Origin of the sequence: Pontibacter harenae (assembly GCF_020907245.1) — a bacterium.
GTDB classification, from domain to species: Bacteria; Bacteroidota; Bacteroidia; order Cytophagales; family Hymenobacteraceae; genus Pontibacter; species Pontibacter harenae.
The window spans coordinates 1-11,900 of sequence record NZ_JAJJWH010000050.1 but is presented as its reverse complement, the minus strand read 5'-3'; the positions used below and the strand labels follow the sequence as shown (position 1 = coordinate 11,900).

Annotated in this window: 10 protein-coding genes; 6 read left to right on the top strand and 4 right to left on the bottom strand. The window is 46.1% G+C overall.

What is annotated here, in order from left to right; all coding sequences use genetic code 11:
- The first annotated feature begins 11 nt into the window (after positions 1–11).
- From LN893_RS17790 to LN893_RS17765, 6 genes are all read left to right on the top strand, one after another.
- Positions 12–980 (top strand): YpdA family putative bacillithiol disulfide reductase, encoded by a 969-nt coding sequence (locus tag LN893_RS17790; protein ID WP_229972454.1) that lies wholly within the window; start codon positions 12–14, stop codon positions 978–980.
- A 572-nt stretch (positions 981–1,552) separates the two neighbouring features.
- Positions 1,553–2,032 (top strand): GbsR/MarR family transcriptional regulator, encoded by a 480-nt coding sequence (locus LN893_RS17785; protein WP_229972453.1) that lies wholly within the window; start codon positions 1,553–1,555, stop codon positions 2,030–2,032.
- 196 nt (positions 2,033–2,228) lie between these two features.
- Entirely contained in the window at positions 2,229–3,599 is a 1,371-nt protein-coding gene (locus LN893_RS17780; protein ID WP_229972452.1) for a TolC family protein, read from the top strand.
- A gap of 16 nt (positions 3,600–3,615) precedes the next feature.
- Entirely contained in the window at positions 3,616–4,677 is a 1,062-nt protein-coding gene (locus LN893_RS17775) for an efflux RND transporter periplasmic adaptor subunit (RefSeq protein WP_229972449.1), read from the top strand.
- Positions 4,678–4,682: 5 nt separating this feature from the next.
- Positions 4,683–7,796 (top strand): efflux RND transporter permease subunit, encoded by a 3,114-nt coding sequence (locus LN893_RS17770; RefSeq protein WP_229972447.1) that lies wholly within the window; start codon positions 4,683–4,685, stop codon positions 7,794–7,796.
- Between the two features lie 141 nt (positions 7,797–7,937).
- Positions 7,938–8,234 (top strand): PG0541 family transporter-associated protein, encoded by a 297-nt coding sequence (locus tag LN893_RS17765; protein ID WP_229972445.1) that lies wholly within the window; start codon positions 7,938–7,940, stop codon positions 8,232–8,234.
- 315 nt (positions 8,235–8,549) lie between these two features.
- Here LN893_RS17765 and LN893_RS17760 read toward each other — a convergent pair whose 3' ends face one another.
- From LN893_RS17760 to LN893_RS17745, 4 genes are all read right to left on the bottom strand, one after another.
- Entirely contained in the window at positions 8,550–8,756 is a 207-nt protein-coding gene (locus LN893_RS17760) for a hypothetical protein (protein WP_229972443.1), read from the bottom strand.
- Between the two features lie 184 nt (positions 8,757–8,940).
- Positions 8,941–9,486, bottom strand: coding sequence for a sugar O-acetyltransferase (locus LN893_RS17755; protein WP_229972441.1), 546 nt, complete (start codon positions 9,484–9,486; stop codon positions 8,941–8,943).
- A 152-nt stretch (positions 9,487–9,638) separates the two neighbouring features.
- Positions 9,639–10,943 carry a serine hydrolase domain-containing protein gene (locus LN893_RS17750; RefSeq protein WP_229972438.1) on the bottom strand — a complete coding sequence of 435 codons (1,305 nt, stop codon included), beginning with the start codon at positions 10,941–10,943 and terminating at the stop codon, positions 9,639–9,641.
- A gap of 73 nt (positions 10,944–11,016) precedes the next feature.
- Positions 11,017–11,721: a dienelactone hydrolase family protein gene (locus tag LN893_RS17745; protein ID WP_229972436.1), complete on the bottom strand. Its 705-nt coding sequence runs from the start codon at positions 11,719–11,721 to the stop codon at positions 11,017–11,019.
- Between the last annotated feature and the right edge of the window lie 179 nt (positions 11,722–11,900).

The window sequence follows — 11,900 nt, the reverse complement described above, 5'->3', positions numbered from 1 at the left end:
AACTGAGTAGCGTGAGCGATATATTGGATGTAGTGATAGTGGGTGGCGGACCGATAGGTCTGGCTTGTGGCCTGGAAGCAAAAAGGGCTGGTTTGAGTTACCAGATTCTGGAGAAGGGCTGCCTGGTAAATTCCCTGTTTAACTATCCGCTGCACATGACGTTTTTTTCAACTTCAGATAAGCTCGAGATTGGTGGCTATCCTTTTCCGTCTATACATGCCAAACCAAACCGTGTGGAGGCGTTGGAGTACTATCGTCGCGTTTCCGATGCAGGAGATTTGAACATTAAGCTGTTTGAGGAGGTAACAGCCGTGGAAGATGCTGGCGAAGAAGTATATCGCATCAGCACCAGCAAAGGCCAGTACAAAACAAAGCACGTTATCATAGCCACAGGTTTCTACGATATTCCGAACCTTCTAGGCGTGAAGGGGGAGGAACTACCGAAGGTGCGGCATTATTATTACGACCCTCATTTCTACTACAAGCAAAAGGTGCTGGTAATCGGGGCAAACAACTCGTCGGCAGATGTGGCCCTCGAAACCTGGCGCAAAGGGGCAGAAGTGAGGATGGTGGTGCGGGAGCCTGCTTTAGGCCGTATCAAGTATTGGTCTAAACCTGATCTTGAAAACCGCATAGCCGAAGGTTCTATCACAGCTCATTTCGAGTCGCGGTTGGTGGAGATACGGGAGCGGGAGGTAGATATTCTGACACCAGAAGGCCAGATCACCATAGAAAACGACTATGTGATGGCCATGACAGGCTACCAACCAAATTTCAGTCTGCTGCAGAAAATAGGTATAGAATTTTCCAACGACATAAAAAAACACCCCACCTACAACCCCGAAAGCATGGAAACAAATCTGCCTCGCGTATACCTGGCTGGCGTAGTTTGTGGTGGCATGGACACACACGTTTGGTTTATCGAAAACTCACGCGAGCATGCCGTGAAAATTGTGAAGCATATACAGGAGGTAATGTAATATTCAAATCGTATAAAGGAGCTTCCATTGCTCTAAACAATTCTACAGACTTATAGGTCCCTCTGCAACTCGTGAAGTACACTACTCCCTGCTGGCTTTTCGCCTCGCCGGCGGGGCCTTACTTTTCTCCTTGATGAGAAAAGTAAGCAAAAGAATCAAGACGATTTTGAACTCGCTGAACGCTCAGACAAAAAATCGTCATTGGTGCACTTGGCAAAAGCTTATTGCTCTGAAGCTGGAATAGAAAACCTTATTTGTTATACTGATATGGAAGATGGTAAATAGTTATAGGTATAAGCTCTCCTTTTATTGTGATATTATTTTTCTCAGTACGGGCTTACAGCCCGTACTTTTTTGTTTCTGGCAAAGTAGTGCAGTTAATGCTTCTCAAAAGAGTGCTAGAGGTATCGCTACACTAGTAGGAGTTAGCGGAGTTAGGGAGCATTCACGAAAGCTTTAAGTGAACTTGCACAGCTTTTTGCCTAATCACCACCTACCTGTTGTCTACAAGTTAAAAAGTATAGTTAGTTCAGTTTTTAGTGAACCAGCGACCTGTGTTAGCAGTAGAAGGAATGAACAAAATATTTTTGCTCATGACGCTACATGCCAGCCAAGCCATACAGGTTGAAAAGATAGGTATCTTTTTCGAAAGGCTACGCTACCCGCCACTCTCGTCCAGGATCATTGCGCTCTTACTGGTTTCCGAACCACCTTTTCAGTCTTCCGAAGACATAAAAGAACTCCTTCACTCAAGTAAAAGTGCTGTCAACACCTCCATAAACCTGTTGTTGCAAGAAGGGCTTATAGACTACTTTACATTTCCTGGCGAAAAGAGACGCTATTTTCAAGTGAAAGCTACATCATGGCTTAAAGTGTTCGAGAAAAACATGGATGATCTGCTGCAGTTTAGCATCGTACTGAAGGAGGTGGCGCACACAAGGTCCTCAGATTACCCTGATTTTAATCAGAAGTTGCTGAATATGCGCGCTTTTTATCAAGAGGTGGAGGAGGCTATGAAAGAAGTTATAGATCGTTGGTCGGATAAGATATAAAATCAAGTAAAGCTTGTGAAAAGCTCTTTATAAGGAGCATGATAATATCTTTTTGTGTGGCAGCAGTGGCTGGAGAGGTTTAGAATATTTAAACATTGGATGAAAAAATTAATACATGAAGAGCATGAATACAGTGAGATATGCGAACTTCTTAAGAAGGTATAAGCACATCTGTTCTCATCCTGAAAACAAACATGTGACATTGACTGCTCTGGCCATGGTACTATTTGCTGGTTTTCTGTTTCCTGCCAACACGGCTAAAGCCCAGGCTATTGACAATTTGGAGCTTACCTTAGAAGTGGCCTTAAAAAGCGCGATGGAAGGAAACCCTGATGTGCTTGTGTCTGCACTTGAGGTGCAGCGTGCGCAGAGTCAGCTAAAAGCCGTGAAGGGAAATTTCTTGCCGCAAGTAAGCGTAGACGGGCAGTATGCCCGAAACTTAAAGCGGCCAGTTTTCTTTTTGCCCGCAGACTCTAACTTTCCAGGAGCAGGGGGAGGTGGCACTGGCCCTGATGAAGGCACCGTAATAGAGGCTGGTTTCGACAACTCTTATCAGCTAGCGGCACAGGCTACCCTGCCATTGTACAACAGGCAACTTATAACCAGTGCCAAGGCAGCCAGAACAGCAATCAACATAAGTGAAAGAGGCCAGGACATTAGTAAGAACGAAATAGCTACGCAGGTAAGAAAGGCCTATTACGATGCGCTGCTGGCTAAAGAATCGTTGGAGGTGCTTGGGAGGAGCCTTGAAAATGCCCAGCAGAATTTTACCAATACACAGAACCAGTTTGCACAGCAACTTGTGCCGCAATATGATGTGATTCGGGCGGAGGTGCAGGTAGAAAACCTTAGGCCCGACCTTCTGCAGGGCGAAAACGATTATGAAGCAGCCATCAGCAACCTTAAATTGTTGGCGAATATACCAGACGAATTGCCAGTGGTACTGGCCCAAAGCCTGCAACAGCTTATGGAAAGCACGGGCACAGAATTGCTGGCGCAGTATACTGTCGAAAATAACCCTAACCTGTTGCAGTTAGGGGCACAGGCCGTATATCAGCAGGAGCAAATTCAGGTGCAGCAGGCAAGTTATTTTCCTACTATTGCTGCCTTTGCCAACTATGGCACCCAATCCCAGTCAAACAACTTCCGTTTCAGCGACTACTTCTGGGTTAACACCTCGTCGGTGGGGTTGCAGCTAAATATACCTGTTTTCCAGGGGCTAACACGCATGCGCTCTGTAGAGCAGGCCAGAATCGATCTGAAGCAGACAGAAATTCAACGGGAATACCTGGTAAGGTCGCTGAACGTACAGGCTCGCAACGCGCTAAACAGAATACAGCGCACAAGAGCAGCCATGGAAGCCCAGAGGCGCAATATTGCCCAGGCACAAAAAGGATTTGAAATAGCGCAGATAAGCTACAGAAGCGGCTACGGAACACTTATAGAAGCAAACGACGCAGAACTGGCACTTACCCAAGCTCGATTAGGCTACCTACAGGTAGTGTATGAATATTTGAATGCCCTTGCCGATTTTGAACAACTAACAGGCAATAAAAGCAATAATTAAGTTTCAGAAAATAAACATGAAGAAGTTAACGCCATTCTTATGCCTTTTACTTTACTGTAGTGTAGCACTTACTTCCTGTGGCGGAGAAGAGCAGGAGGAGAAACAAACGCAGGCAGCAGCAGAGGAGGCCATAGCCGTAGAAACCCAGGTTGTAGCGGCACAAACGCTGCCACAACAGGTTAGCTATTCAGGTAACATAGAGGCTTGGGAGCAGGCTTTTATAACAGGCCCAACTGGTGTACGGATAGACAGGATACTGGTGGAGGAAGGAGATAGGGTAAACAAGGGCCAACTGTTGGCTACCATGAACTCGACACAGCTGAACCAGGCACAGACGCAACTGAACCTGGCCAAGCGGCAGGTAGAGCGTTTGGATACCTTGTACAGAATAGGCTCGGTTTCGGGGCAGCAGTTTGAACAGGCACAAAGCGAGTATCAAAATGCCTTGAGCAACTACAACAACCTGGCTCAAAACACCCGTCTCACCGCTAACTTCAGCGGCGTGATAACGGCAAAGCATTTTACCGCTGGCGAAGTATTTTCTCCCTCTGCCGATGCGCCTGCTATACTTACCATGATGCAGCTCGAACCAGTGAAAGTAACTATCAGTGTTGCAGAAAGCTACTTTAGCAGGATAAATGAGGGCATGAAAGCGACCGTTCGAACAGATGTTTATCCAGACAGGGAGTTTACAGCCACCGTGTATCGGAAGTCTCCTACCATAGAAAGAGGCAGTCGTTCTTTCCAAACAGAGTTCAGAATTGAGAACAGCGAAAGGCAGCTTCGCCCAGGCATGTTTGCCAGAGTTAATCTTAATCTTGGAGAGATAGAGGGTATTTATATTCCTGCCGCGGCTGTGGTAAACCAACCTGGCACCTCTAACCAATATGTTTTTGTGAAGGAGGGTGATCGGGTTACACGGGTTCCTGTGCAGAAGGGGAACAGATACCAGGACCTGATAAGAGTGGAATCTGGGCTAGAGGCAGGACAGGCTATTGTAACGGAAGGCATGGCCAAGTTGAACGAAGGCTCGCTGGTAAGAGCCGTAAATGACTCCATGCAGGTAGCTGAACAGTAAGGATTATGAACATATTTAAGACCGCGATTTTCCGACCTGTTGCCACCACCATGGTCTTTATGGCTTTGATGGTCTTCGGGATTTACTCTACTTTAAATTTACCCATCGACCTTTTCCCTGAGATTGATCCGCCTGTAATTACGGTGGCCACAACCTACCAAGGTGCTGGTGCCCTGGAGGTGGAGCAAAATGTTACCAGACAGATGGAGGATCAATTCAGCACTCTCAACGACCTGGAAGAAATAACATCCACTTCCGTTGATAACCTGTCTATCATCACGCTTGAGTTTGACTGGAACTCGAATCTCGACGAGGCATCGAATAACATCCGTGATGTGCTCAGCAGAGTGCAGCCATTGTTGCCCGATGATGTAGACGACCCTGTTATCTATCGTTTTAATGCCAGCAGTATACCCGTAGTTACCTTGGCTGCCACAGCCGATGAAAGCTATCCTAACCTGAGGCAGACTTTAGAGAACCAGTTGGTAACACCGCTGAACAGGATTGCAGGCGTTGGAGCTGTAAACATTGAGGGTGGCCCTGTGCGGCAAATACAGATCAACATAGATCCGCAAAGTATGCGTGCCTATGGTGTTAACATTAGCCAGGTTTCGCAGGTGCTCAGCAACGAAAACGTTATCATTCCAGCTGGAGATATAACAGTAGGAACCCAGCAGTATAACGTCCGCATCGATACCGAATTTAGCTCTGTTGAAGAGATTGAGCAGATTGTGGTAAAGAACACGCCGCAAGGTGGCATCGTGACGATAGGCGATATTGCAGAGGTGCGTGATACCATAGATGAGTCGAACCGATTGGCGATTGTGAACGGTGGCAAGGCCATTATGATTACGGTGCAAAAGCAAAACAGCGCCAACACCGTAGCTGTAGCAAGAGAGGTATTGGCCCAAATTCCTGAACTTTCCCGTGCCCTTCCGCCCGATGTGCAGATTCAGACTGTCGTAGATACTTCTCGTTACATCGTTAACTCGGTTAATAACCTTTCGGAGGTGCTTATTTATGCTGTCGTGTTTGTGGTGCTGGTAGTATTCATTTTCCTGAGAAGGTGGCGGGCAACTTTTATTGTGGCACTTACCATACCTTTCTCGCTTATTGCAGCCTTTATTTACCTTTCTTTGACAGGCAACACCTTAAACCTGATTTCCTTGTCCTCTTTGTCTATTGCTTTAGGTATGGTGGTAGACGACGCCATTGTGGTGCTCGAGAACATATCTACTTACATAGAAAGAGGCACCAAACCAAGAGAGGCAGCGCTTTACGGTACAAACGAAGTAGGCGTGGCTGTTGTCGCGACTACCCTTACAGTGGTGGCGGTTTTTTTACCACTTACTTTTCTGACAGGTATGACGGGCATCTGGTTTGGCCAGTTAGGTGCTATTGTGGTGGTCACGATAGTGGTTTCTACGCTGGCAGCCCTTACGCTTATACCCATGATGTCGTCGCAGTTGCTGAAGCAAAAAGAGAATGAGAAGCAAAAGAAAGGCTTCGGGCAGCGCATGGACCAAGGGGTAGAGAAAGCCCTGACAGGTTTAGATAACTGGTACAAACGCTTACTCGGCTGGGCTTTACACCATAAACTGGTTGTGGTGGCGGTGTCGGTTGTGCTATTTGTGGGTTCTTTGCTGCTAATACCTGGCATTGGCACCGAGTTTATGCCTCAGGCAGATAATGCCCGCATGATGATCAGTATTGAATTGCCGACAGGCAGAAGTACGCAAAGTGCGATTCCGACTGTCCGAAAAATAGAGCGGATCTTTGAGCAGGAAGTGCCAGAGCTAGAGATTATTTCGTCAGGAGTCGGTTCGAATGCGCAAGGTGGAGGCGGTGGCGGATTATCAGGTGGCGGAAGCACCAACCCAAACGTGATTGATATAACTGCCTCCTTGGTGCCTGTAAGCGAACGGGAAAGAAGTGTTTTTGAGATTGCGGAAGTGGTGCGTGAGAGGTTGCGAGATATACCAGAGGCGGTTACTTTTTCCGTCAGCACACAAGGTGGCCCCAGCGCAGGCTCTCCTGTAGCTATAGATGTCATCGGTAATGACCTGGATCAAATCACAGGCATTGCTGAAAGTATCGTGGCAAAACTGGAAGAGATAAACGGTGTCAGAAATGCCGATGTAAACATAGGCGACCCTCAGCCAGCACTACAGATAGACCTGGACCGTAGCAGGCTAGCGCAGTTGGGGCTGAATTCAGGCACTGTTGGGCAAATCGTCAGAAACATTTTGGCTGGCCAGACCGCTACCGAGTTCCGTGAGGGTGGCGATGAGTTTGACATTGTGGTGCAGTATGGCAAGTCTTTTCGGCAAAGCATTGAAGACATCCGAAGGATAACCGTACCTACCCCCGATGGTAACCTGGTGGAGCTGGGCTCATTGGGTGATGTACGGGAAATTTACACGCCGCCGAACATTGAGCGAACAGGCAGAGAAAGATCGGTGCAAGTGACGGCTGACCTGCTGGATACTCCTTTAAATGAGGTGACAGACCAGATAGACGAATTTATAGCGAATGAGCTGGACGTGCCGCCTGGGGTCGATATTGAGTACGGTGGTGATATTGAAGAACAGCGGGAGTCGTTCGGCGATCTTTTCCTTCTGCTGGGGTTAAGCATTTTGCTTGTTTACATTGTTATGGCTGCCCAGTTTGAGTCGCTGAAAGATCCTTTCATCATCATGTTCTCGCTGCCTTTTGCCTTTACAGGTGTCATGCTAGCCTTGGTGGCAACCAATACCAGGCTAAGTGTCATAGCTTTTATAGGAGGCATTATACTAGTAGGTATTGTGGTGAAAAACGCCATTGTGCTGGTAGATTATATACAGCTGCTGCGGGGCAGAGGCCTAACACTTTTTGATTCTATTGTAGAGTCAGGCGCATCGAGGTTACGCCCTGTTTTGATGACTACCCTGACAACGCTGCTGGCTATGTTCCCGCTGGCTATTAGTAAGGGAGAGGGTTCCGAAACCTGGAAGCCAATGGCTATTGCCGTGTTAGGTGGACTAACGTTTTCTACGCTGGTTACGCTGGTGTTTGTGCCTGTTATGTACGCTATCTTCCATCGTAAGCGGAAGCATAAAGTAAGCCTTCTGTCAGGGTGATTTATACTTTGCGATAGTTTAATTTGGAAGTGCAACAGTGGTGCCGCCAGAGTACTTAAAGAGGAATACTCTCGCAAGCGTACTAAGAGTAGATGGCGAAGAAGCCTCTACTTCTAATCCATAATTTCTAATTTGAAACAGATGAAAGGAATCATGATCATATTCAACCAAGCGTTGTCAGAAGAGATAGTGGAACTCTTAGATGAGTTAGGAGTGAGGGGCTTTTCAAAATTTAACGACCTGCAGGGCCGTGGCTCTAACGATGGAGAACCTCGCATGGGCACACACACCTGGCCTGCGCTAAATAATGCTATCTTTTCTGTTGCTCCTGAAGATAAGGCAAAAGAGCTGATTATACGACTAAACAAAATAAACGAGGATGCAAGAGAGCAGGGATTAAAGGCTTTTAGTTGGAATGTGGAAGAGGCTGTGATTTGATATTGACTTGGAGAAGCAAGTGCCATAGCCCTGTAATAGTACAAGGAAGTATGGCTGCGGAGTATATTCTAGCCCAACATATGCCTTGCAGAGGCGACTAGAGCTGTCATACATGCCAATGACCTTTAACGGATTTGTGCATCCGAAGCTTTGCTCATGTGTTGGGTTAGGCAAAGAGTTTCTTTACCCTATCTTTGTTCAAATGTCCAATAATCAAAATGACTAGAGAAAGGCATGGTAATACCACCCTAAGCTGCTCTGTTCAAAGATTTCGTCTTAAAAATTTCCAATGATTTCTTTCAGCCCATCAAAAGATTACATCCATATTTTATAAATGGCGGCTGCTAATCCAACGCTTAGGAATACTAGTAGAAGAATGTTTGCAGTAAGAGGGATTTGTGCATCTCCAATTTCTTTTGGGTTGGTAACATTACCAGTAAGAACTGCTAAAAGTATTGCATTTATACTGGTTAATACCTTGTTAACACTATACCATATTTTCCTGATTCCTATTGTCATCATTACTGTGTTGAAGTTGAATGTGCTGTTAACTGATGATTCTAAATTTAGTCTTAGTGGCTATTGATTATTGCTTTGGTTTACCTTCTTCTATACTTTGTTATTTTGCTTAACGGTCTTGGCTAAACAGAGGCGTAGCTTATGTTTAGGTGTGGTTAGCAGAAGGCATTTTTTATCACTTACTATCTCATTGTTGATTTCCTAAACTCCTAACTACTCTACAAGGGTTTCCTGCTGCAAAAACATCTGCTGGAATGTCTTTCGTCACGACACTGCCTGCACCGATTACTGTTCTGTCACCTATCGTTACGCCAGGACAAATTACCGCGCTACCACCAACCCAGACGTCTTCACCAATGGTAATGGGTTTAGCATATTCTACTCCAGAAGCACGATCTACAGGATCCATAGGGTGTGTAGCAGTGTAAAGCTGTACATTCGGTCCGAATAAGGTACGACTGCCAATAGTTACGGAGGTTACATCCAGCACTACACAGTTAAAGTTGAAGAACACCTTTTCACCAGTTTTTATGTTGTAGCCATAATCGCAGTAAAAAGGCGGCTGCAGCCATAAACTTTCATCGGCTAGTGGAATCAAATCTTTTAAAATTTTACGGCGTTCTTCAGGCTCATCTTCGCGACTTTCGTTTAAGGCTTTTATCAGTAACCGAGTTTTTTCCCTTTCGTTGGTAATTTCTTTGTCGAGCGGGTTGTATAATTCACCAGCGAGCATTTTTCTTTCTCTGTCTTCATTTTATGAAATAAGGGAATATTAGGTTTGCTTACTGCTAACTACCAGGAAAGCGTAAACATACAGTTATCAGCACTATACATAGAAGTCGGTTTCATACAAATAACCATCAACCTTTAACTATAACAGAACAGCTACTTTTTACTTTCAGCGTCTGTTATCGCTTCGTAAACCAGTCGTCGGAATTTACTATCAAGGTTGCCGTTGCTGTTCGGGTACTTCTGTGTGTAGATAATCCCTACGATTCCTTCTTTAGGATCAACCCAATAATTGGTGCCAAAAATGCCACCCCAGCCAAAAGAACCGACTGATTCAGGCGACTTGGCTGCGCCTCGCTGGGTGGTAACAGAAAAGCCCAATCCGAATTTATTATCGCCCTGGTTTACCTCCCCCGTCTGGTTGGTGGTCATCAAGCGGACGGTACTTGGTTTTAGAATGCGATGGCCGTTGTATTCACCGCCGTTTAAGAGCATCTGCAGGAAAACAGCATAATCGTATACGGTAGACGATAAACCAGCTCCGCCAGAAAAATAAGTACCCTTTGTATTAGGATAGTCTGGCGTTAATCCAGCACGAGAAGGCATGGCCATCATTTGCTTGTTCTGTCCTTCGGTATAAAGCTTCACCAACCGATTCTGCTTTTCTACAGGCAAATAGAACCAGGTATCATTCATTTCTAGTGGTTCAAAAATGCGGTTTCTGAAAAACTGATCCAGTGGCTGCCCTGAAACAACCTCAACTAAATAACCCAATACATCGGTGTTCAAGCCATAGGTAAAACGCTCGCCTGGCTGGTGCACCAGCGGCAGTTTGCCTAGTGCGGTAATCGGTTTTTCTAAGCTGCCCATCGGCGTGCCAATGCCACTCGGGACGTTGTTTTTGGCGTAGATGGCTACAATCTCAGGGCTGCCAATCATGGCATAGCCAATGCCAGAAGTATGCGTCAGCAGGTCTTTGATGATAACTTCACGCTTGGCTGGCTTGGTAGTATAGGTGGTATCCGCAGGGTTAAACTTATCCAGCACCTGCGGGTTTTTAAAGCTGGGGATGAACTTCGAAATCGGGTCATCAAGTTTTAGTTTTCCTTCCTCGTATAGCATCATTACGCCCACACTGGTAATGGCTTTGGTCTGCGAGGCAATTCTGAAAATATCGTCGCGCTGTAGCTTTTCTTTTGCTTCCACATCCTCATAGCCGACAGCTTTATAGTATACCACTTTCCCGTTGCGGGCAACGAAACCGATAGCGCCTGGCACATAGCCCTTGCTCACATACTCCTGCATTACTTTATCAATGTTTTGCAAGCGTTCACTGCTCATGCCAACCTTCTCAGGTTTGGCTTCTTTAAGCTGATTAGTAACCGTAGTGGTTGTTTGTGCAAAGGTGACAAAACTGAAGCACAGGCAAAGCAGTAGTGTCAGGGATTGTTTCTGTAACATGTAGCCGTTTAAGGTTTATTTTAAAAGTAAGATAAGTAAAAAAAACTATGACAACTATTATGGGACTGTTAAATTACCTCAGTTTGTTCTGGAAAAATGCCAATGTCATGGCCCAGGCTTCTTTGGCGGCATCGGGGCTGTAGCTGCCTCTTTCATCGCAGTGGAAGCCGTGGTCTGCGTACGAGATTTCTACATTGATGTACTGTTTGCCAGCCGCTCTTACCGCACTAATGATAGAAGTAATTTGCTCCTGCGGAATATGCTTGTCCTGCCCGCCCCAAAAGAATAGATGCGTTGCATGCAGGTTTGTTGCCTCGTCGAGCAACGACGGAATGCCGCCGCCATAATAAGAAACTGCAGCCGACAGCGGCAGTACGGCATTGGCTAGAAAAGATACTCTGCCGCCGAGGCAAAACCCGATGCTGCCTACTTTCTCATGCACCACGTTTGGTTGTTGTTGCAGCCAGTCGTAAGAAGCCTGCAGGTCTGCCGAAAGCCCTTCTTTGATGATAGCCTGGTAATGCGGCATAGCAGCGGCAAAATCATCATAAGGTAGTTCAATGCGTTTGGCCGTGCGATGAAAAAGGTCAGGTGCGATGACAACATAACCTTCCCGTGCAATACGCTCCGCCACATCACGAATGTGATTATTCACGCCAAAGGCCTCTTGCAGCAGCAGTATGCCAGGATAAGAACCTTCTGCTTCAGGCATGGCTACATAAGCTTCCATGTCAGTACCGTCAGCTGATTGCAGGGATATAAAAGTATGATTGTTCATATGGTTTGTTTGCTGAATTATTAGTTGCTGATTGTTGAATGGCTAAACTGCCAGTTAAGAATAGTCTCCCTTTTAGAGCTAATCTTGTAGTGACGATTAGAATCCGCCACAGAACTTCATATGCTGATTTTGACGCTGGTGCGAGCTTGCAGCCTTATCTTGTTTCATAACTTTCGTAG